Origin of the sequence: Sorangium sp. So ce381 (genome assembly GCF_051473845.1) — a bacterium.
Taxonomy (GTDB): Bacteria; Myxococcota_A; Polyangia; order Polyangiales; family Polyangiaceae; genus Sorangium; species Sorangium atrum.
In genome coordinates, this window is sequence record NZ_CP150336.1 from 612,055 (window position 1) to 633,803 (window position 21,749).

Consider the following 21,749-nt stretch of genomic DNA (forward strand, 5'->3'; position numbering starts at 1 on the left):
TAGACCGACGCGCCGCCCGGCGGGCGAGGGGCGTGACGGCGAGCGAGGCCGCCGCGCGTGGGGCTCAGCGGCCGGGAGGCCTCTGGGGAGGCGGAGGCGGGCTGGGCGGCGGCACCGGCGGCAGAAAGGGCTGCGTGCGGAAGGCGAGCCTCCGGTCGGCGTTGCCGATGCGCGTCACGAACAGGCCGACGAAGGAGCCGAACAGCGAGTCGCCCGGCCCGATCGCCGTCGAGCCGGGCGGCCGGGTCACCCACCGCTTGATGCGATCGAGCATCTCGGCGCTCATGGGGTTCACCTCGACCAGCACGGCGACGAAATAGCGGCTGCCGTCGCGGATGAGCGAGCGCTCCACGAGCGGCAGCCGCCGGGCCTCGGCGCAGTTGCGGAGCACGCCCTCGACGTTGATCGCGACCGTGCTCGACTGACCTCCGGCCTGGATCAGCTGGATCCGGAACACCTCATCCCAGAGGTCGTAGACGATCCGGCAGCTCTTCGCGGCGAGCGCGACAGGGTTGCCTCCGCTCTCGTGGAAGAGGTAGCCGCGCATCGTGATGACGGTGGGGAGCCCGCTGAGCAGCTTCTTCGAGATCTCGCCGTCGACGACGTCGCGGAAACCTACGGTGAGCTGCACGATCGTCTTGTCGAGCGTCAAGCTCGCCACCCGGGTGGGCAGCGCGGCCGGCGCGCCGAGCGCCTGCTGCGCGTCCGCGTCGGCGATCTCCTTGGGCCCAGGCCCCTCCTGGGCCATCGACCAGCTCGCTCGGAGGGCGAGCGTCGCGAGCAGCGCGATCCCGAGCCAGCGCGCCGCGCCACGGCCGAGCGCCACGAGCGCTCGCCGCGCGTCTCGGAGGTGCCAGGCGCGGCGGCCACCGCCCGAGCGCCGCGCGCCGTGCGTCGCGCGCCTCGGTCCGCGAGGTGCGTCGGAGCAGATCATTTCCGCTCACCGCGCCGCGCCGGGATCAGCCCGAGCAGGTTCGAGAACGCGAGCGTCACGCCGCCGACCGCGGTGTCGACCCGCAGACCGAGGTTGTACGTAATGTCCACGGGCACGCGGGCGAAGCCCTCGTATCCGGTCGGCGCGTCGGTGAACTCGCGGCGCGTCGCGAGGCCGTACAGGCCCGCGGCGCCGAAGAGATCGACGCCGTAGATGGAGCCGCGGCCGGCGTAGACCGGGATCCGGTACTCCGCCTCGAGCTTCGCGGCGAAGTCTCCGTACCGGACCTCGATGATGTCCGTGCTGAGGAAGTTCGGCGGTTGCCTCCGATCGGGCGCGAGGTCGAGCAGCCGATCCGGCAGGAGGTCGGTGAGATCGCCGACGTAGAATTTCTCGAAGAAAGGCGCGTCCCCGGCGATCGCGCCGGCGAACGCCTCGACGCGGAGCACGTGCCGCAGCGGCAGGCGGAACCAGCGCTGCGCGCCGAACTCGAACTTCTGGTAGCCGTAGTCGCTGCCGAACGGCGGTACGCCCACCGTGACCGAGACCGAGGCGAGCGTGCCCTGCGTCGCGAGGAAGGGCGCGTCGCGCGTGTCGTGATCGATCGCGGCGTGCAGCGACGAGAGCACCGTCTTGCCGCCCAGGATGTCGAACTCGATGGGCTCGCGGCTGTTGCCGCGCATGTGCGAGGCGACCGTGGGCACGGTCGCGTCGATCTGCTCCAGGTGGTAATCGAGCGACAGCCGCGAGGAGGAGGAGACGTCGTGACCTGTGCCGAGCGTCGCGCCGAACCGCTTGTAGGCGACGACGGCGTAGCCCGTGACCTCGCGCTGCTCGAGCAACGGGGACTCGAACACGACGGCCCGGTTGCCGAAGAAGTCACGGGCGTCGTTGTAGAGCAGCGTCACCGTGGCCGACCAGCGGGTCCCCACGAACGCGGGGTCGACGAAGCGGGTCCTCAGCGCGAGCTGGTCCGCCGCGAGCCCGACGCCGGCGCCGAGCGTGATCCCTGTCCCGGCGAGGTTGGTCTCGGCGACCTGCACGCCGGTGAACGCGGAGAGCGGCTTCGCGTTGCCCGCTGTGTCCTCGTCGGCCGCGATGCCGAGCCAGAGGTCCTGCACGACGAACGTGTTGCGCTCGACGACGTCGATCACGAGCGTCGCGCTCCCGCGCTCGACCCCCTTGCGGAGCGAGAACCCGACCGAGGCGAAGAACCCGGTCCCGAGGAGGCGGTAGCGCGTGAGCTCGATCTCCGGATCCTCGACGTCGAGCAGGTCCCCCGCGCGGAACCTCACGTAGCGGAGGATCACACGCGCGGCGGTCCGCACGTTGCCTCGGATCTCGATGCCGTCGAGGGTGTACCGGACGCGATGTCTCTCCTGGAGCGCCGCGCCGGGCGACAGCGCTGCCGCGTGGGGGGACGCGGCAGCGTGCGGCGCTCGCTCCTGCGCCGTGGGCCCTGCGCCGGCGGCCTCCGCGCCCTGCCCGAGCGCGCGCCTCGGGCACGTCCCCAGGAGCAACACGCACCAGAGCGCGAGGTGGGCGCGGCCGAGCGCAGGGGGCAGGGGGGCGGCCCGGGAGCGTGAAGAGCTCCGGAATCGAGGTGGATTCACAGGATTCCTGCAACGCCGCCGGAGCCTGCCGAGGCGTCGGCGACGCGCCCTTCAGCCACGCACCCTAGCACGATCGATCGCCTCGCCGGAGGAATCGGTCGCGTCGAGATCGACCCCCGCCGCGGCGTCCTCCGCGACGGCGTCGGTGGGGACAGGGCGCGACGGCGCCCTGCGGCGGATCTGCGCTGCGGCGCTCACGCGCTGTGACCACCGAGCATCGCGGGGCGTCGGGGCGGGCTCGGTGTGCTCTGCCAGCACGAGCAGGTCCAGCCGGGCCGGCGTCGGCTCGATCAGGTGATCGGCCGCGGCGAGCAGCAGCGCCCGGACCTCGGTCCGGACGCTGGCCTCTCGCGCCCAGCGCGCGCCGACGCTCGCGGCGATGGCGCGGGCGAGGAGGAGCTCCGCGCGGCCGCGCACGTCCGCGGGGATCCAGTCGGCGATGAGCGGATCCGCGAGCATGGATAGCGTCTTGCGCAGCGCGGTGACGCGGCGAGGACCGAACCGCTCCGGCGCGCGCGCCGCGTGGCGCGCGAGGCGCCATGCCCTGCGGAGCGCGCGCCTCGCCGCCCTGCCGACCACCGCGCCGCGCACGGTGAGGCGTTCGCGCGGCGCATCGATGGCGCGCAGCACCGCGGCCAGCGACACCCCGCCCGCGATCACGAGCGCGACCGTCACCGCCGTGGCCTCGAGGCCGTGCAGCTCCCAGCCGCCGGTCGCCGCGATGAAGGCGCAGGCGGACACCAGCAAGAGCCCCAGGGAGCCCAGCGCGCCCGCGGTGTGCGAGCGGCCACGCCAGGAGCCGCCTTCGCCGTGGAGGGTCCGCGCATAGCCGTCCGGCGCGATGAGCCGTCCGCCGCTCGGGATGAGGCCCACCATGGCTCGCCGCGCCGCGCGCCCGAGGCCGACCTCCAGCGGGCCGAGCTCGACGCCGGGCGGCTCACGGAACGGGCTCACCCCTCCAGAATAGCCCATGCGCTGCCCTCGCGGAGGGCGCGGCCCGGCGCGCAGCTGCGGCGGCGCCAGAAGCGTGTTGCGGCGGCGAAATCTCGTCCGTCTACAACGGGCTATGCGGCTGCTGGCAGCGCAGCGCTTCGGCATACGAACAGCGAGCCGCCGCCACATCGAGGCAGCGGCTCTCGGCGCATCACGGCTTTCCCGCGCTGTCCTTCGGTGCCCGCGACGCCTTCTCGACGAGGCCGCTCGTGCCCATGCGTGACGCGAGCGCCGAGAGCACCGCGCGCAGCGGGACGCCGCGCGACGCGAGGCCGACCAGCAGGTGGTAGATGACGTCCGCCGCTTCGGACGCGACGCGCTTGTCGCTCTCTCCGGCGATCGCCTGGGCCAGCTCGCCGGCCTCCTCGCGGAGCTTTGCGCCGATGAGCGGCGCGCCTCCGTCGAGCAGCTTCCGGGTGTAGCTCTTCGTCGCCGACGACGCCTTGCGCGTCTCGATCTCGCGCTCGAGGGTCTCGAGCAGCGCCGACGCGTCCTGCCCCTCGTCGGCGGCCTCGGGCTCTCCGTCGCCGCGGGCATCGACCTGCCGGAAGAAGCAGCTCGCGCTCCCCGTGTGGCACGTCGGGCCGCGGGGCTCCGCGAGGATCAGGAGCGCATCCCCGTCGCAGTCGGCGTGGATGCTCGTCACCGCGAGCGTATTGCCGCTCGTCGCCCCCTTCTCCCAGAGCTCGCCGCGCGATCGGCTGAAGAAGGTGGCGCGCCCCGTCTCGAGCGTCCTGGCGAGCGACTCCCGCGTCATGTACGCGAGCATCCGGACCTGCCCGGTCAGCCGATCCTGCACGACAGCCGGCACGAGCTTGCCCTCTCCGAATGCGATCTTCACGGTCTATGCCTCTCCGGTGGTGTCGGGCGCCTCGGCGGCGCCGTGTTCGCGGGCCGTCGCCCGGCCCTCGTCCTTTGCGCTGCCGCGCCTGGCGCCGGCCTTCGACGGCGCGCTCGGCTTCTTCCTCGGCGTGTCGTCCTCGTCCTCGTCCTCGTCGTCCTGGTCCTCGTCGTCGTCCCCGTCTGCTTGCCTGTCGGCGGCCGCGGCGGGGCTCTCCGGGAGGCTGAGCGCCATCGCCTGCTCCGGGTGGGCCAGGGCGGCCTTGTAATAGACCGCGAACGCGATCGACGCGGCGATCCCGGTCGCCAGCGCGACGGCCTGGGAGGTCGAGTACTGGAGGGTCGCCGAGGCGGCGAACGTCTCGGGCCTGAGGGCCAGGTACAGGGCGACCGCGGGAACGAAGGAGAGCACCTGCGTCACCTTGCGCACCACGTTGTCGCGGAGGAGGTGGGAGAACCCGATCGTGTACCCCACGGCGAAGATCACGAGGCCGGCGGGGAGCAACACGTGCTCCGGGAGCGTCGGCGGGATCGAGCCGCGCTCCGCGTCGTCGCGGAGGAGCTCGAGCAGGTAGCGGCAGACGCCGTAGGAGAACGTGAAGATGAGGAAGATCTCGCCACGGAACTTCTGCCGTCGGCGCGCGAGGAGCAGGAGCGCGAGCAGCCCTGCGCCGACGAGCGACTCGTAGATCTGCGTCGGGTGCACGGCGAGCGACGCCTCGGCGGTCGGATCCAGCCCGCGCTCCTTGACGTGCTGCACCCACGCCGGGGACCCGCTGCCGTGGTCCAGCGTGCCCTCGGCCCAGCGCGGGAACGTGCCGAGCTTCTTCAGCCAGGCGGGCGCCGCCTCGCCGAGCGGACGGCCGAAATCGCAGCCGAAGAGGTAGCACCCGATGCGCGTGATCATCAGGCCCGAGGCGAGGCTCGGGACGGCGACGTCGGCCCAGGGGAGCAGCGGGATGCGATGGGACCGCAGGAACAGGTACGAGCCCAGGAAGCCGCCCAGGAAGCCGCCGTACGCCACGAGCCCGCCGCGTCGGATGTCGAACATCGCGCCGAACGAGTCGAACTCGTCGAGGTTCGTCAGGATGTAGAGCACGCGCGACCCGACGACCGCGGCGAGGGCGGTGACGACGTAGCAGTTGGCCATCGTCTCCTTCGGCAGGCCGTCGCGCTCCGCGAGCCCGAGCGTCAGGTACCAGCCGACCACGAGCGAGAGCCCGAGCATGACACCGTAGCTGTAGATGGGCAGCGGACCCAGGGTGTAGGTCTGCTCCTTGACCTGGGAGGCGATCGCGGCGAGCGCGACGCCTGCGATGCCCGCGGTCGTCGCGCCTGGTTTGTTCTTCGCGATGAGCAGCCCGATCGCGCCCGCGAAAGCGATGCCCGCAGCGATCAGGAAGACCCAGAGCAGGGGCACGGTCCAGGTGGGCAGCGGGACGCGGAACAGGATGGGATGCATGGCGCCTCTCCTTACGCCTGGGCTTGGGGACCATCAAGCATCGTCTCTCGCGCATGACGCAGCGAGCCAAGGTGCTCGCTGACGCTGGTCCAACCGCGTCGGGCGATCTCGATGTGCCCGGGCCGTCAGCGAAGCGCGGCGCTCTCCCCATCCTGTCGACGGCGCCAGCGAAGCGACCCTCGAAGTCCGCGCGCGCCGCTGCTAGCATCGATTCCGTGCTCTCTGGCCGTGCCACCGTCGGGGTCTTCGCAGTGCCTGGACTGCTCGTGAGCGCGGCGTGTGTTCCCGAAGGGCCGGCCACCGGGGACGCGAGCGCGCGGCCGGCCGGGACGGTCGCGCCGTCGGTCTCCTCGACCGCGGGTGCAGCTCGGGGAGCGCAGGGGACGGGCGTGTTCGAGGACGATTTCAACCGATCGGCGCTCGGCCCCGACTGGAACGCCCTGAGCTCCAAGTGGGCGATCGACGAGGGGCAGCTCTGCGTGCGCGCCGCGAGGAACCGCGGCGTGTGGTTGAATCGGCCGCTGCCGGAGAACGCCCGGATCGAGTTCGAGGCCATCGCCGAGGCCCCGGACGGCGATCTCAAGGCCGAGCTCTGGGGAGACGGTCGGAGCGGGGCGACGGCGGCGAGCTACACGAACGCGACGAGCTACCTCGTGATCCTCGGAGGATGGAAGAACACCAAGCACGTGCTCGCGCGCCTCGACGAGCATGGCGCCGATCGGCTGGAGATCGACGTGGATCCAGACAGCGACGACGACCGAGCGCGCCCGGTCGCGCCGGGGCAACCGTATCGCTTCCGGATAGAGCGTCGTGACGGCAGGACCCTCTCCTGGTCGGTGAACGACGTCGAGTATCTGGAGCTCAGCGACCCTGCTCCGCTCTCCGGTCCAGGGCACGAGCACATGGGCTTCAACGCATGGGATGCGCCGGTCTGCTTCGACAACCTGCGCATCACGCCCCTCTAGCCGCGATGGAATCGGGTGAGGTCGAGCGGGAGCTCGAGGAGCTGGAGACGCGCATCGAGCGGTTGCGCGCGCTCTACGAGCAGTATTTCATGGGGATCGAGCGGCTGGAGCCGCTCATCCCGCGCAAGGACGTCGAGCGTCGCATCTGGGTGATGCGGCGGGAGCAGATCAGGAACACCGGGCTCCGGTTCAAGTTCCAGATGCTCATCCAGCGCTACAACACGTTCCAGCAGTACTGGGGCCGCATCTCGCGCGAGATCGAGAACGGCACGTACCGCCGCGACGTCATCCGCGCAGCGAAGCGGGTCGGCGCGAAGGAGGCGCTCACGATCGTCGGCCGCAAGCGGGCGGAGCGCTACGCGGAGCTCGCCGAGCAGCAGGAGACGGCGAGCGAGCCGGTCCACCGCGCCGATGACGGCGGCGATCACGACGAGATCGACGTCGACGACGAGGCGGTCACGCTGGCGCCCCCTCCTTTGCCCGCCGCGTCGCTCTTGGGAAAGCGATCGCTGGCCGCGCTGGCCGCCGAGGAGGCCGCGCCTCGCGCCGCGGTCGCGCCGCTGACCGCGCCGGAGGCGGCGAGCGCGGCGCCCGTCAGCTCGCCGGTGCGCCCCGCGCTCGCGCCGCCTGCCATGCCGCAGGCCGCCGCGGCCGTGAAGCCCGCTCCGCTGGGAGGGCTGCCCCGGGGGCTCGGTCTGACCAGGCCGCAGCAGAAGCCGGCGGAGATCAAGCCGGCAGAGGCGAAGCCGGTCGAGGCCTCGCCGGCGGGCGCGAAGACCTCGGCGCGCCCTGCCGTCGAGAAGGCCCAGCCCGCGGCGGGCGGGAACAGCCGCCAGCGGCTCGCCGAGCTCGCGGCGGAGATGCGCGCTCAGCGCACCAAGACCGGCGACGCGGCGAAGGCCGCGGCCGGACCTCCGGACGCATTGGCAGACGTCGCGCCCGAGCCTCCGCCCGCTCCGAAGCGACCGCCGCCCCCGGTTCCCGTCAAGCCTTCTCCCGGCCCTCCGGCCGAAGCTCCAGCGGTCGCTGCCGCGACGGGCGAGGCGAAGGGCGCGGGCGCGAGGCGGCAGGAGCGCCTGCACTCGGAGCGCCCGCCGTCGGCCCGGCGCCGTCGCTCCACCGCGCCGCCTGCCGCGGAGGCCGGCGCGGCGAGCGGCGCTCGGAGCCCGGCGCCGCGGACGCCGTCGCGCCCCCCGGAGGCCGCGCGCGCCGGCCTCGACACCGCGGTGCGCGCGCGACCCGGGCCGCCCCCGCAGCGATCTGCCGCGCGCGACGACGAGCTCCCGGAGCAGCGGCTGCGCCAGATCTACGCGAAGTATGTCGAGACGAAGCGCGCCGCGCGTGAGTCGACGGCCGGCGTCACCTACGAGCGCCTGGCCGAGAGCCTCCGCGCGCAGGCCGCGAAGCTGCGTGCGACGAACCCGGCCAAGTCCGTCGACTACGATGTCGTCGTCAAGGACGGCAAGACCCTGTTGAAGCCGATCCTGAAGTAGCCGGAGATCGGCTGGCGGCAGGGCGGACGCGACATCCCAAGGCAGGATCGACGCGCGAGCAGCGTTCGGCGCGGCGAGCGCCAGGAGCACGAGCGCTCCGAGCCAAGCTCAGAGCGCCGAGATGCTCCCGAGGGCGCTCGCCGCGTCAGATGATCGGGCTGGGCGGATGAGGATGTTCCGGCGGATCAGTGATGTGCGACGCGGCGCCAAAGCTGCGGCAGCCGCTGGACCCGCGCAGGTACTCCGGCGTCGTCCTCGACGAAGAGGATCGCACACGCCGTGCGGTCGGCCTCGCGCATCCTCGCGCATAAGTCGGCCAGGTCATCGTCGGCGTCCACAACGTCGGCTTCGGCCGGCTGGGAACCGCCTTGAACGTATCTAACATTGTCAAGGGCGATCCATCGCCCAGCGAACTGTTCAGATCGACATATGTCGCGCCAGCTCATTCGAGGCGCGACCAAACGAATCTTACTGCCCATTTCCCGTGAGCGACCTTCTCCCCCATGTTCCAAAGTCAAGCGCCGACCAAGCAAAGCCAGGGCGCGGCGTGCACTGAACTTTCAGAACTGTCGGGGCAGGATCTAGCACCGCTCAAAATCGGGCGTCAAGGCAAGCCTGGAACAGCCCGGACCCTCTGGGCGTTGTGCTCGATCCGGCCCACGTCCTTCACCGACATTGCGCTGGCAGCTGGGACATCGCCTCGCCTGCCCCGATCCGCGCGGCGGCCAAGGCGTGGGACTTCGCCGCGCACCCCTTGGACGCGACCGCGCGCTTGGCGCTACCGCTGATGGCGGCTCTCGCCTCGGCCTTCTTGGGGCCATCGCAGGCCGCGAAGCGCTTCACCGCGAGATCCGTGTTGCCGCCGTTCGCCAGGTTGATCGCGGCCCTGCACTCCTGCTCCGCCTTCTCGTTGCCAGGCGGCGGGGCCTTGGGTCCGGTGGTCGCGGCCGGGGTCGTCGGGGTCGACGTGTGCTTCGGGGTGTCCGGAGCCGTCTTGTCCGGGCCGTTGGGCTCGGGCGGCGTAGGCTCCGGGGTGGTGGTGGGCGTGCTCGTGGGCGTGCCCACGGGATCCGACGCCACGGTGACCGACGGCGCGCCCGTGGGCAGCGGGATCGCGGTCGACGTGCTCTCCTCGGTCGTGCTCCCGCCGCTCCCCTTCGTCATCATGACGACGCCCACGACGCCGAGCACCGCGACGGCCGCGACCGCGGCGAGGATCGGAGCTGCCTTGCTCTTCTGCGGGGCCGGCGGCGGCGCGGGGAACACCTGGCCGCTGCCCGTGGGCACGGCCGGGTGCGCCGGGACGACAGCCTGATCCATGACCGTCGCGGCCTGATGGGCCTGATGGGCCTGATGGTTGACGACGGTCCTCACCGGTCCCGATCCCGTGGGCGGCCCCGCGACGAACAGCGGCTCCCCGAGCTGCGTCTGACCCGAGCGCGACGGCATGAGCGCCGTCCCGCTGGTCGGCGCGTCGCTCCCGACGAGCGTGCGGGGCGCCGCCGCGAGCACCGAGAGGCGGGCGCCCGCGCCGATCGTGAGATCCTCGTAGAACTCCCGCGCCGACTGCTGCCGGTCCTCGCGCCTCTTGCTGAGGGCCCTCATGACGGCCGCCTTCATCTTCGGCGGGGCCGCGGCGCCCATCGGCACCGTCTCGAACGGGAACGGCTGCGCCGTCATGTGCTGCGTCGCCCACGCCCATGGCGTGTCGGCGTCGAACGGCAGACGCCCGGTGAGCATCTCGTAGGTCAGCACGCCGAGCGAGTAGATGTCGCTCCGCGCGTCGAGCTCGGTCCCCGTGAACTGCTCGGGGCTCATGTACGGCGGGGTCCCGAGCACCGTCCCCTGCTGGGTCAGCTTCTGCTCGGCCTTTGCGCTGCGCTCGTCGCGCTTCGCGATGCCGAAGTCGAGGACCTTGACGTAGTCCTCCTCGCCGGCGCGCTTGGTCAAGAAGATGTTGGCGGGCTTCAGGTCGCGGTGGACGATCCCCTTCTCGTGGGCCTCCTGGAGCGACCCGCACGTCTGCGCGATGATGCGATCGACGCGCTCTGGAGAGAGCGCGCCGCCCCGCTCGAGCGCCGTCTCCAGCGACTGCCCGTTGAGGAGCTCCATCGCGATGTAGAGCTCCCCGGTGTTCGTCTGCCCGAAGTCGTAGACCTTGATGGTGTTCGGGTGCTCGAGCTCGCTGACCGTGCCGCACTCCCGCATGAAGCGCGCGACCACCTGCGGATCCTTCGCGTGCTGCGAGAGGAGCGTCTTGATGGCGACCTTCCGCACCGACGTCCCCATCGGCTGCTCGCCGTTGTAGACGCGGCCCATCCCGCCCTCGCCGAGCACGCCGATGATGCGGAACCGGCCGCCGACGATCGCGCCGATGAGCGGGTCTGCCTCCACCGGCGCGACAGGGAGGAGCGCGCCGCACGTGGCGCAGAAGCGCGCCCCATCGATGTTTGGCTGATGGCAAGCGGGACATTCCATGCGATCGAACCTCTACCCCCGAAGCGTGACGGAACGCGATCGTCGCCTCGGGCCGCTCCGCGGCGCGCCCGAGCGAACGTGCGCCGGGCAGGATCGCAGCAGCCGCGAGCGGAGCGCAAGGGACCTCTCGCCGGCCCGAGGCGCCGCCAGCGCGCGTCGTCGTCGTCGTCCTCGTTCGCTTGCGTTCGCGCTCACGCAGCTGCTCGCCCGCGCCGCGTCGTCGCTGCGCGTGACGTTCGGCGCTGAGAACGCGGCCCGGGCGACCCCGCGCGGGCCGCGCCGCTGCGCTCCGCGCGCCGCGGGAGCGTGCTCCTCGACGTCCGCACTTGAAAACCGGGAGCGCTCGAGCGAGATCGGCGCCGCCGGAGGACGCCGGTGCTCTGGACCGCCCACCTCGACGGCGCGGCCAGCCCCGCGCTCTCGAAGCCGATTCCAGCGAAACGGACGAAAACGATGCACACCGCTTGACACGTCTCTTGCAGGGGGCTAAGAGCCTCCTCCCTTCGCGGGACTCGTCTACCTTCGGAGCGACGTGAGCGGCACCAACTGCTTCACCTCGCTGCGGTCCAGCCCGGTCGGGACACTCCGAACCGTGCAGGCAGGCGGTCCAGCAGGGCCGGGAGTTGATTGCTCGCACAGAAGTGATCGGTCTTGGGACATTTCGCTAGGTCAGCACGCACGTTTCCCGGAGCCCGGGGACGGGCAGCGGGTGGATGCCGCTGGCGTAGCTCAATCGGTAGAGCACCTGCCTTGTAAGCAGGGGGTTAGGGGTTCAAGTCCCCTCGTCAGCTCCGATGCAAGGCAACAGGTCGATGGTTCGGGAGGTCGCGGTAGAGACAAAGTCGGCAAAATCTAATAAATAGAGAAAATCTGGAGGGTTGCCCGAGCGGCCAAAGGGAGCAGACTGTAAATCTGCCGGCAATGCCTACGATGGTTCGAATCCATCACCCTCCACCGGGGCGTCTTTACGCTCCGAAGACGGTCCGACCAGGAACCAGATCCGCTGGGGTCACTCCCGACGGAAGCCCGCGGGCGTAGCTCAGTTGGTAGAGCGTCAGCCTTCCAAGCTGAACGTCGCCGGTTCGAACCCGGTCGCCCGCTCCGTGGTCGGTCGTTTGCCCACCTAGCTCAGTTGGCAGAGCACGTCCTTGGTAAGGACGAGGTCGTCGGTTCAATCCCGATGGTGGGCTCCAGCGAGGACAGCGAAACGCAGTCGCGAACTTCATTTCGGCAGGAGACATCTCGATGGCCAAGGAGAAATTCACTCGTACGAAGCCGCACGTGAACGTGGGCACCATCGGCCACATCGACCACGGCAAGACCACGCTCACGGCGGCGCTCGTCAAGGTGCAGTCGAAGCGCAACCTGGCGAAGGCGATCTCGTACGCCGACATCGCGAAGGGCGGGACGGTCCGTGACGAGACGAAGACGGTGACCATCGCGGCGGCGCACGTCGAGTACGAGTCGGCGAACCGCCACTACGCGCACGTCGATTGCCCCGGGCACGCCGACTACATCAAGAACATGATCACCGGCGCGGCGCAGATGGACGGGGCGATCCTCGTCGTGTCGGCGCTCGACAGCGTGATGCCGCAGACGCGCGAGCACGTGCTGCTCGCCCGGCAGGTCGGCCTGAACCACATCGTCGTGTTCCTCAACAAGTGCGACGCGGTGGACGACCCGGAGATGCTCGACCTGGTCGAGATGGAGGTCCGCGAGCTGCTGTCGAAGTACAAGTTCGACGGCGACAACGCGCCGGTGGTCCGTGGCGCGTCGCTGCCCGCGCTGCAGGGCGACCCGAAGTGGGAGGAGACGATCCAGCAGCTGCTCAGCGCGCTGGACAGCTACATCCCCGAGCCGGTGCGCGACATCGACAAGCCGTTCCTGATGGCGATCGAGGACGTGTTCTCGATCAAGGGCCGCGGCACGGTGGCCACGGGCCGCATCGAGCGCGGCATCATCAAGGTCGGCGACGAGGTGCAGATCATCGGCTTCAAGGACACGAAGAAGTCGGTCGTGACCGGCGTCGAGATGTTCCGCAAGCTGCTCGATCAGGGGCAGGCGGGCGACAACGTCGGGTGTCTGCTCCGCGGCGTGGAGAAGGAAGAGATCGAGCGCGGCCAGGTGCTGGCGAAGCCCGGGTCGATCACGCCGCACACGAAGTTCACCGGTGAGGTGTACGTCCTCAAGAAGGAGGAGGGCGGGCGCCACACGCCGTTCTTCACCAACTACCGGCCGCAGTTCTACATCCGGACGACGGACGTGACCGGCACGGTGAACCTCCCCGAGGGGGTGAAGATGGTGATGCCGGGCGACAACATCACGATGACGATCGAGCTCATCGCGCCGGTCGCGCTGGAGGAGCAGATGCGCTTCGCCATCCGCGAGGGCGGCAAGACGGTGGGCGCCGGCGTCGTCACCAAGATCCTCGCGTAGGAGGCCGACGTGGGCGAGCAGGCCGGTGGGTGGCGTGCGGCGCGCATCGCCGTCTCACTGGCCTGCCGCGAGTGCAAGTCGCGGAACTACAAGACCACGAAGGCGCCGGACCAGGTGGTGTCGCTCAAGAAGTTCTGCAAGCAGTGCAAGAAGCACACGGTTCACGACGAGACGAAGTGAACGGGTGCTCAGGAAGGCGCAGCGATTCTAGGGGTATAGCTCAGTTGGTAGAGCAGCGGATTCCAAATCCGCAGGTCGGGAGTTCGAGCCTCTCTGCCCCTGCCGGGGGATGTGGGTGCCTCATGGCCGCCCTTGGATCCCCACCGAGCAGGCCTCTGTCTGCCGCGGGTCGGCGCGTTTGGTGTTGTTATGGCGAAGGGTCAAAAAGACAAGCAGCCGCCGAAGGTCGCGGAGGACGAGGAGCCGGAAGAATCCGGACCGAGCTCGCCCGCCGAGGACTCGTCCCTCGTGGCGCAGAGCGAGAGGACGGGGGCTGCTGACGCGAAGGACGCCGAGGCGCCGCGGGCCGATGAGTCGAACGAGGCCGATGAGGCCGAGGACGAAGAGGTCGCGGCTGCTCAGCTCGGCTCGGAGCGCTATGTGCTCGCCGGCTTCTTCGCCGCGGGGATGCTGCTCGCCTACCTGCTTGGCAAGGTCGTCCATGGCGTCTGGGCGACCCTGGCCAACAAGGACTGGTTCAGCCGGACGCTTCCGGCGCTCTCCGCGGTGGGTGACGACGACAAGACGACGTACGGCATGATCGCCGGCGGCGTCGTCGCGCTGGTCGTCGTGTTGCGCGCGTTCCGCAACGCCGAGCTCCGCGCCTGGAGCGACGAGGTCGCCGCCGAGCTGGCGAAGGTGAAGTGGCCGACCAAGAAGGAGGTGACGAATGCGACGTTCGTCGTCATCGCGACGACCACCGTGGCGACCCTCTACCTGGCGCTGCTCGACCGCTTCTGGGCATTCGTGACCAACATCGTTTACGGCGATGGAAGCTGAAGCAGGGAGATCCTGAGGGAATCAAGCGCCATGGCCAAGAAGTGGTACGTCATCCATACCTACTCGGGATACGAGGCGAAGGTGCGCGACGCGCTCCAGCAGCGCGTGAAGCAGTACAGCCTGGAAGATCGGTTCGGCGAGATCCTCATCCCGAGCGAGACGGTCACGGAGAACCGTCCCGGCGGTAAGACCCGCGTGCGTCAGAAGCTCAGCCTGCCCGGCTACATCTTCGTGGAGATGGAGATGAACGAGCAGGTCTGGCACCTGGTCAAGGACACCCCCAAGGTCACCGGCTTCATCGGCAACCAGACGCCGCAGGAGGTCCCGATCGTTCAGATCGACAATCTCCGGCGGGGGATCGTCGAAGGGGCGGTCAAGCCGAAGCCGCGGCTCACGTTCGAGGTGGGTGAGGAGGTGCGGGTCCTCGATGGCGCCTTCGCGAACTTCACCGGCACGGTCGACGACGTGAAGATGGACAAGCAGAAGCTCAAGGTGAAGGTCAGCATCTTCGGCCGGCCCACCAGCGTGGAGCTCGACTTCTCAGCCGTGGAGAAGCGCTAGCCGGGAACGGACGGCTGCAAACCTGCGGGCGAGCACCGCGCCTCCGCGGTGCTTCGCTGTTTCTCTGAATAGTAGACCGCCCGTCGGGCGGCGGTTCGATAGGGTGCGAGATTCATCATGGCGAAGAAAGTCACAGGGTACGTGAAGCTGCAGCTTCCGGCGGGCAAGGCCAACCCGTCGCCCCCCGTCGGTCCGGCGCTCGGCCAGCACGGCGTCAACATCATGGCGTTCTGCAAGGACTTCAACTCGCGGACGGCGGCGCAGGGGGACATGATCATCCCGGTGGTGATCACGGTCTACTCGGACCGCTCGTTCACGTTCATCATGAAGACGCCGCCGGCCTCCGTGCTCCTCAAGAAGGCGGCGGGGCTCGAGACGAAGAAGAAGCCGGGCGCGGGCTCCAAGGAGCCCAACAAGGTCAAGGTGGGCAAGGTCACGCAGAAGCAGCTGCAGGAGCTTGCCCAGCTCAAGATGCAGGACATGAACACGACCAACCTCGAGTCCGCGATGCGCAGCATGGCGGGCACGGCGCGCTCGATGGGCATCGACGTCGTCGACTGAGGTGGTCGCGCTCCCCGCCGTCGGGGATGCGCCCCCGCCGCGCTGGCGCCCCGAGGGGCGCCCGGCGGGCCAGAAGCAAGACTTACCACGGTAGTTTAGGCGCACCGTGGGAGGCGAGAGCCGTTAAGAAGGAGGGCATGTGCCGAAAGTCGCCAAGAAGAAAGTCGCAGCGCGGGCAGTCGTCGACCGCGCGCGAAAGTACACATTGCAGGAGGCGTGCGCGCTCGTGAAGAAAGCGGCGCCCGCCAAGTTCGACGAGACGGTGGACCTCGCGGTCCGGCTGGGCGTCAACCCGCGGCACGCAGACCAGATGGTCCGCGGCGCCGTCGTGCTGCCGCATGGGACGGGGCAGTCGCTCCGGGTCCTGGTCTTCGCCAAGGGTGAGAAGGCCAAGGAGGCCGAGGCGGCCGGCGCCGACTTCGTCGGCGAGGCGGATCTCGTGAACAAGGTCCAGGAAGGCTTCATGGACTTCGATCGCGTGATCGCCACGCCCGACATGATGGGTCTGGTGGGCAAGCTCGGCCGTATCCTCGGTCCGCGCGGCCTGATGCCGAACCCGAAGGTCGGGACCGTGACGTTCGACGTGAAGACGGCCGTCTCGGAGGCGAAGGCCGGCAAGGTGGAGTACCGCGTCGAGAAGGCGGGCATCGTGCACGCGCGGATCGGCAAGGTCTCCTTCGCGGAGAACGCGCTCCACGTGAACGCGGACGCGCTGATCCAGGCGCTCGTCCGGGCCAAGCCGGCGACGGCCAAGGGCATCTACCTCCGGAGCATCACGCTGTCTTCCACGATGGGCCCCGGGGTTCGTATCGACCCGGTCCACTTCATCGGCAAGACGGAGGAGGCGTAGCCCATGGAACGGTCCCAGAAGGAAGTGCTGATCGGCTCCGTCCGGCAGAAGTTCGAGCGGATGTCTTCCGCGGTCTTCCTGGACTTCAAGGGGATGAACGTCGAGGCGGTCACCAAGCTTCGCGATGAGTTCCGGAAGTCCGGCGTGGAGTACCGGGTCGTGAAGAACACGCTCGTCCGCCACGCCATCAAGGAGCACCCCTGGGCGAAGACCCTCTCGAAGAGCCTGACCGGCATGACCGGCGTGGCCTGGAGCTACGAGGATCCGAGCGCGGCAGCCAAGGTCGTCAAGGCGTTCCGCAAGGACAACCAGAAGCTGCAGATCAAGGCGGGGCTCATCGAGGGGCAGATCCTCTCGGGGGACGCCGTCGAGACGCAGCTCGCGACGATGCCCGGCAAGGATGAGCTTCGTGCCACGCTGCTCGCGACGCTGCAGGCGCCGCTCCAGCAGTTCGTGCAGCAGCTCAACGCGCCTCTCCAGAATTTCGCTTATCTCTTGAAGGCGAAGGAAGAGGAAGCGGGCAAGCAGGCCTGAGAGGGTGCTTTCGTATCAATTGGGCCTTGCGCCCGTCTGGTTTTGGTTTACATGGCCCCCTCCCCGGGGCGCGCAGAAGAGTTTGAAGGAGTCTTGCAATGGCTGAGATCACGCGCGAGCAGGTCGTCGATTACCTCTCCAACCTCCCTGTCATCCAGATCGCCGAGCTCATCAAGGACCTCGAGAACAAGTGGGGCGTCAAGGCTGCCCCCGCGGCCGTGGCCGTCGCCGCCGGCCCCGCGGCCGGCGCCGCTCCGGCCGAGAAGGCCCCGGAGCAGACCGAGTTCGACGTCATCCTTGCGAACGCCGGCAGCAACAAGATCGGCGTCATCAAGGCGATCCGCGAGATCACCGGTCTGGGCCTGAAGGAGGCGAAGGACCTGGTCGAGGCCGCGCCGAAGACCGTCAAGGAGCAGGTTTCCAAGGCGGACGCGGAGGAGATGAAGAAGAAGCTCGTCGAGGCAGGTGCTACCGTCGAGCTCAAGTAACGATCACCGCTCCCTGCTAGGGAAATCGGGATCCGCCGGCGGACGGCGGCAGGGGCGGTCGTCCCTGCCGCACGTCCCGCTTTTGTCTGATGAACGGGACCGCGGATGCGGGCCCTCGCGCAACGCTGAAGAGGACCGCGAGTACGGGTCCTCGGTCAACTCTGAAGAGGACCGCGGGTGCGGGTCCTCGGCCAACGTCGGAGCTCAATGGGTCGCCACGCGGTCCGCTCTGCCCCCACAGCCAAGATGTTTTGGGTCCTCATTCCCTGGGGACGCTCGCTCGCCATTCGTGCGTAGCTTCGTGTTCGTTGCTCGGTTCGAGCCGTGCGCCCGCCCCGCACGGCTCGTGTGAGCCGGAGGAAATCGATGCCGTCGGTCGTCCAATCCAACTTCCGCGTCCGTAAGAACCTGGGTCGCGTTCGTCGCATCATCGACGTCCCCAACCTGATCGACATCCAGAAGTCGAGCTACGACAAATTCCTCCAGATGAGCGTTCCGCCGAACGAGCGGGAGGAGGTCGGGCTGCAGGCGGTGTTCCGCTCGGTCTTCCCGATCAAAGACTTCAACGGCACGAGCGAGCTCGTCTTCGTCTCGTACAACCTCGAGCCGCCGAAGTACGACGTCGATGAGTGCCGCCAGCGCGGCATGACCTACTCGGCGCCGATCAAGGTCACGAACCAGCTGATGATCTACGACACCCGCGACGGCGGGGAGCGGATCGTGCGCGACATCAAGGAGCAGGAGGTCTACTTCGGCGAGCTCCCGCTGATGACCGAGACGGGCACGTTCATCATCAACGGCACCGAGCGCGTCGTCGTCAGCCAGCTGCACCGGAGCCCCGGCGTCTTCTTCGATCACGACAAGGGCAAGACGCACTCCAGCGGCAAGCTGCTCTACTCCGCGCGCGTGATCCCGTACCGCGGCTCGTGGCTCGACTTCGAGTTCGACCCGAAGGACATCATCTATGTTCGCATCGATCGGCGGCGGAAGATGCACGCCACGGTGCTCCTGCGCGCGCTCGGGTACTCGACCCAGGACCTGCTGAACTACTTCTACTCGACCGAGACCGTGTACCTCGAGAAGGGTGGCAAGTACGCGAAGAGCATCGAGTACGATCTCCTCGCCGGTCAGCGGACGACGCGCGACATCAAGATCGGCAACGACGTCATCGTCAAGAAGAACACCAAGTTCACCCGCGCTGCCATCCGGAAGATGAAGGAGGCGAAGCTCGAGCGGCTCAGCCTCGAGCCGGAGGAGCTCGTCGGGAAGGTCGCGGCGCACGACATCGTCGACCCGGAGACCGGCGAGGTCGTGGTCGAGGTGAACGAGGAGCTCACCGAGGCGAAGCTCGAGCGGCTGCGCGACGCGAACATCGAGCAGTTCCGCATCCTCTTCATCGACGGCCTGAACGTCGGATCGTACCTCCGCGACACGCTGCTCACCGACAAGGTGAAGACGATGGAGGACTCGATCCTCGAGATCTACCGGCGCCTGCGGCCGGGCGATCCGCCGACGCTCGAGACCGCCAAGACCCTGTTCCACAACCTGTTCTTCAACGCCGAGCGCTATGACCTGTCGAAGGTCGGCCGGCTGAAGCTGAACTACAAGTTCTACCGGGATGTCCCCGAGGACGAGCGGCCGGGGCTCGATCTCACGGTGCTCACGCCCCAGGACATCCTGGAGACCGTGCGCCACCTGATCGAGCTCAAGAACGGGCGCGGCTCGGTCGACGACATCGACCACCTCGGCAACCGCCGCGTGCGCGCGGTCGGCGAGCTGATGGAGAATCAGTACCGCATCGGCCTCGTTCGCATGGAGCGCGCGATCAAGGAGCGCATGAGCATGTCGCAGGAGATCGACACGCTCATGCCGCACGATCTGATCAACGCGAAGCCGGTCAGCGCGGTCGTGAAGGAGTACTTCGGGAGCTCCCAGCTCTCGCAGTTCATGGACCAGACCAACCCGCTCTCGGAGGTCACCCACAAGCGCCGCCTCTCGGCGCTCGGCCCGGGCGGCCTGACCCGCGAGCGGGCCGGGTTCGAGGTGCGCGACGTCCACGCGACCCACTACGGCCGTATCTGCCCGATCGAGACGCCGGAAGGGCCGAACATCGGCCTCATCGCCTCGCTGTCGACGTTCGCCCGCGTGAACGAGTTCGGATTCGTCGAGACGCCGTACCGGAAGGTCGAGAACGGCCGGGTGACCGAGGACGTGATCTGGCTCTCCGCGCTCGAAGAGGAGGGGAAGTACATCGCGCAGGCGACCGTGAACCTCGACGAGGGCGGTCGCTTCAAGGAGTCGCTGGTCTCGGCCCGCTACAACGGCGAGTTCAAGATCGTCACGCCCGAGATGGTCGAGCTGATGGACGTCGCGCCGAACCAGATGGTGTCGGTCGCCGCCGCGCTCGTGCCGTTCCTCGAGCACGACGACGCGAACCGCGCGCTCATGGGCGCCAACATGCAGCGTCAGGCCGTGCCCCTCGTGCAGTCGCACGCGCCCCTCGTCGGCACCGGCATGGAGGAGCGGCTCGCCCGCGACTCCGGCGTCTGCGTCATCGCGCGGCGCCCCGGGGTCGTCGAGAGCGTCGACGCGACGCGCATCGTCGTCCGCGCCGAGGGCGAGGGCGCCGAGGTGCCCGATATCTACCACCTCATGAAGTTCCAGCGCTCGAACCAGTCGACCTGCTACACGCAGAAGCCGGTCGTCAGGACGGGCGAGGTGGTGAAGAAGGGCGACGTGCTCGCCGACGGCCCGTCGACGGACATGGGCGAGCTCGCGCTCGGCCAGAACGTGCTCGTCGCGTTCATGCCGTGGCAGGGCTACAACTTCGAGGACTCGATCCTTGTCTCCGAACGCATCGCCAAGGACGACGTGTTCACCTCGATCCACATCGAGGAGTTCGAGTGCGTCGCCCGCGACACGAAGCTCGGCAAGGAGGAGATCACCCGCGACATCCCGAACGTCGGCGAGGAGGCGCTCAAGGACCTCGACGACTCCGGCATCGTGCGCATCGGGGCCGAGGTGCGGCCGGGCGACATCCTTGTCGGCAAGATCACGCCGAAGGGCGAGACCCAGCTCTCCCCCGAGGAGAAGCTGCTCCGGGCGATCTTCGGCGAGAAGGCCGGCGACGTCCGCGACAGCTCGCTCAAGGTGCCGCCCGGCGTCGGCGGGATCGTCATCAACGCCCGCGTGTTCTCGCGCAAGGGGACCGAGAAGGACGACCGCGCGCGGGACATCGAGGATCAGGAGCGGGCCAGGATCGAGCGGACGCGCGACGAGGAGATCAAGATCCTCCGCGACTCGTTCTTCCGCCGCATCCGGGAGCTCCTCCTCGGCAAGGAGACGACGGGCAAGCTCGTCGACGACAAGGGCAAGGTGCTCTTCCAGAAGGGCGCCATCATCGACGAGCCCTCGCTCGCCGAGATCCCCCGCAAGTACTGGGGGGAGATCCCCGTCGACGACGCCGAGCGGGTCCAGCAGATCCTGCGCGACCTCGAGGAGCTCGTCCGCACGCGCGAGGAGCACTTCCGCGACAAGATCGATCGCCTCTCCAAGGGCGATGAGCTGCCGCCGGGCGTCATCAAGATGGTGAAGGTCTATATCGCCATCAAGCGCAAGCTCCAGGTCGGCGACAAGATGGCGGGCCGCCACGGCAACAAGGGCGTCATCAGCCGCATCCTCCCCGAGGAGGACATGCCGTATCTGCAGGACGGCAGGCCGGTCGATCTCGTGCTGAACCCGCTCGGCGTGCCGAGCCGCATGAACGTCGGTCAGATCCTCGAGATCCACCTCGGGTGGGGCGCCTTCGAGCTCGGCAACCAGCTGCAGCGGATGATCGAGCAGCAGCGGGCGAGCGCCGAGATCAAGGAGCACCTCAAGGCCATCTATGCGGGCGACGAGACGATGAACGGCTTCTTCGACAACCTCGATGACGGCGACGTGAAGCGCTTCGTCAAGACGGTCGACGAGGGCGTGTTCATGGGATCGCCGGTGTTCGACGGCGCGCACGAGTCGGACATCAAGGGCGCGCTCGATCTCGCGGGTCTCCCGACCTCGGGTCAGGCGATCCTCTTCGACGGGCGCACGGGCGACGCGTTCGATCAGAACGTCACGGTGGGCATCATGTACATGCTGAAGCTCCACCACCTGGTCGACGACAAGATCCACGCTCGCTCGATCGGGCCGTACTCGCTCGTCACGCAGCAGCCCCTCGGCGGCAAGGCGCAGTTCGGCGGGCAGCGGCTCGGCGAGATGGAGGTCTGGGCGATGGAGGCCTACGGCGCGGCCTACGCGCTGCAGGAGTTCCTCACCGTGAAGAGCGACGACGTGATGGGCCGCACCCGGATGTACGAGGCCATCGTGAAGGGGGACTACACCCTGGAGGCGGGGCTGCCGGAGAGCTTCAACGTGCTCATCAAGGAGCTCCAGTCGCTGTGCCTGAACGTCGAGCTGGTCGAGACGAGCGCGGGCGTGGAGGCGTCGGCCGCGGAGGAAGAGGAGTGATGCAGTTCGTCACGTCACGAGCGCCGCGCGCCTTTTCGG

Annotated in this window: 17 protein-coding genes and 5 tRNA genes; 16 read left to right on the forward strand and 6 right to left on the reverse strand. The window is 68.9% G+C overall.

All coding sequences use genetic code 11. The features are described from left to right. Window positions 1-64: 64 nt before the first annotated feature. The 5 genes from WMF29_RS02235 to WMF29_RS02255 form a co-directional block, all read right to left on the reverse strand. The gene (locus WMF29_RS02235) at window positions 65-826 is read right to left on the reverse strand and encodes a hypothetical protein (protein ID WP_437327262.1); all 762 of its coding nucleotides are present in this window, start codon (window positions 824-826) and stop codon (window positions 65-67) included. A 104-nt stretch (window positions 827-930) separates the two neighbouring features. Continuing rightward, the gene (locus WMF29_RS02240) at window positions 931-2,547 is read right to left on the reverse strand and encodes a BamA/TamA family outer membrane protein (RefSeq protein ID WP_437327263.1); all 1,617 of its coding nucleotides are present in this window, start codon (window positions 2,545-2,547) and stop codon (window positions 931-933) included. Window positions 2,548-2,598: 51 nt separating this feature from the next. Then, a complete protein-coding gene (locus WMF29_RS02245) occupies window positions 2,599-3,519 on the reverse strand; it encodes a hypothetical protein (RefSeq protein WP_437327264.1) in 921 nt (306 codons plus the stop codon). Window positions 3,520-3,691: 172 nt separating this feature from the next. Next, entirely contained in the window at window positions 3,692-4,381 is a 690-nt protein-coding gene (hisIE, locus tag WMF29_RS02250) for a bifunctional phosphoribosyl-AMP cyclohydrolase/phosphoribosyl-ATP diphosphatase HisIE (protein ID WP_437327265.1), read from the reverse strand. 3 nt (window positions 4,382-4,384) lie between these two features. Continuing rightward, complete coding sequence (locus WMF29_RS02255) at window positions 4,385-5,842, reverse strand: prolipoprotein diacylglyceryl transferase (protein ID WP_437327266.1); 1,458 nt, start codon at window positions 5,840-5,842, stop codon at window positions 4,385-4,387. A gap of 215 nt (window positions 5,843-6,057) precedes the next feature. On the opposite strand from WMF29_RS02255, the gene WMF29_RS02260 reads away from it, so the two are divergent. Next, entirely contained in the window at window positions 6,058-6,807 is a 750-nt protein-coding gene (locus tag WMF29_RS02260) for a hypothetical protein (protein ID WP_437327267.1), read from the forward strand. 5 nt (window positions 6,808-6,812) lie between these two features. Next, window positions 6,813-8,300, forward strand: a complete 1,488-nt coding sequence (locus WMF29_RS02265) for an MXAN_5187 C-terminal domain-containing protein (RefSeq protein ID WP_437327268.1) — start codon at window positions 6,813-6,815, stop codon at window positions 8,298-8,300. A 666-nt stretch (window positions 8,301-8,966) separates the two neighbouring features. On the opposite strand, the gene WMF29_RS02270 is transcribed toward WMF29_RS02265, so the two are convergent. Continuing rightward, entirely contained in the window at window positions 8,967-10,778 is a 1,812-nt protein-coding gene (locus WMF29_RS02270; protein ID WP_437327269.1) for a serine/threonine-protein kinase, read from the reverse strand. Between the two features lie 718 nt (window positions 10,779-11,496). On the opposite strand from WMF29_RS02270, the gene WMF29_RS02275 reads away from it, so the two are divergent. From WMF29_RS02275 to rpoB, 14 genes are all read left to right on the forward strand, one after another. Continuing rightward, window positions 11,497-11,569: transfer RNA gene (locus WMF29_RS02275), tRNA-Thr, on the forward strand. An 81-nt stretch (window positions 11,570-11,650) separates the two neighbouring features. Beyond that, a tRNA-Tyr gene (locus WMF29_RS02280) sits at window positions 11,651-11,732 on the forward strand. A gap of 74 nt (window positions 11,733-11,806) precedes the next feature. Then, window positions 11,807-11,879 (forward strand) — tRNA-Gly (locus WMF29_RS02285). Window positions 11,880-11,895: 16 nt separating this feature from the next. Continuing rightward, window positions 11,896-11,971 (forward strand) — tRNA-Thr (locus WMF29_RS02290). Window positions 11,972-12,023: 52 nt separating this feature from the next. Next, window positions 12,024-13,214 carry an elongation factor Tu gene (tuf, locus tag WMF29_RS02295; RefSeq protein WP_437327270.1) on the forward strand — a complete coding sequence of 397 codons (1,191 nt, stop codon included), beginning with the start codon at window positions 12,024-12,026 and terminating at the stop codon, window positions 13,212-13,214. Between the two features lie 9 nt (window positions 13,215-13,223). Beyond that, window positions 13,224-13,394 (forward strand): 50S ribosomal protein L33, encoded by a 171-nt coding sequence (rpmG, locus tag WMF29_RS02300; RefSeq protein WP_012233038.1) that lies wholly within the window; start codon window positions 13,224-13,226, stop codon window positions 13,392-13,394. A gap of 29 nt (window positions 13,395-13,423) precedes the next feature. Next, a tRNA-Trp gene (locus tag WMF29_RS02305) sits at window positions 13,424-13,496 on the forward strand. 87 nt (window positions 13,497-13,583) lie between these two features. Then, complete coding sequence (gene secE, locus WMF29_RS02310; RefSeq protein ID WP_437327271.1) at window positions 13,584-14,213, forward strand: preprotein translocase subunit SecE; 630 nt, start codon at window positions 13,584-13,586, stop codon at window positions 14,211-14,213. Between the two features lie 30 nt (window positions 14,214-14,243). Continuing rightward, a complete protein-coding gene (gene nusG / locus WMF29_RS02315) occupies window positions 14,244-14,774 on the forward strand; it encodes a transcription termination/antitermination protein NusG (RefSeq protein ID WP_012233040.1) in 531 nt (176 codons plus the stop codon). Between the two features lie 117 nt (window positions 14,775-14,891). Continuing rightward, the gene (gene rplK, locus WMF29_RS02320) at window positions 14,892-15,335 is read left to right on the forward strand and encodes a 50S ribosomal protein L11 (protein WP_272097520.1); all 444 of its coding nucleotides are present in this window, start codon (window positions 14,892-14,894) and stop codon (window positions 15,333-15,335) included. 139 nt (window positions 15,336-15,474) lie between these two features. Further along, window positions 15,475-16,185 (forward strand): 50S ribosomal protein L1, encoded by a 711-nt coding sequence (gene rplA / locus WMF29_RS02325; protein ID WP_437327272.1) that lies wholly within the window; start codon window positions 15,475-15,477, stop codon window positions 16,183-16,185. Between the two features lie 3 nt (window positions 16,186-16,188). Further along, entirely contained in the window at window positions 16,189-16,719 is a 531-nt protein-coding gene (gene rplJ / locus WMF29_RS02330) for a 50S ribosomal protein L10 (RefSeq protein ID WP_012233043.1), read from the forward strand. Window positions 16,720-16,817: 98 nt separating this feature from the next. Next, window positions 16,818-17,207: a 50S ribosomal protein L7/L12 gene (gene rplL / locus WMF29_RS02335; RefSeq protein WP_272097522.1), complete on the forward strand. Its 390-nt coding sequence runs from the start codon at window positions 16,818-16,820 to the stop codon at window positions 17,205-17,207. Between the two features lie 366 nt (window positions 17,208-17,573). After that, window positions 17,574-21,710, forward strand: coding sequence for a DNA-directed RNA polymerase subunit beta (gene rpoB / locus WMF29_RS02340; protein ID WP_437327273.1), 4,137 nt, complete (start codon window positions 17,574-17,576; stop codon window positions 21,708-21,710). Window positions 21,711-21,749 lie beyond the last annotated feature (39 nt).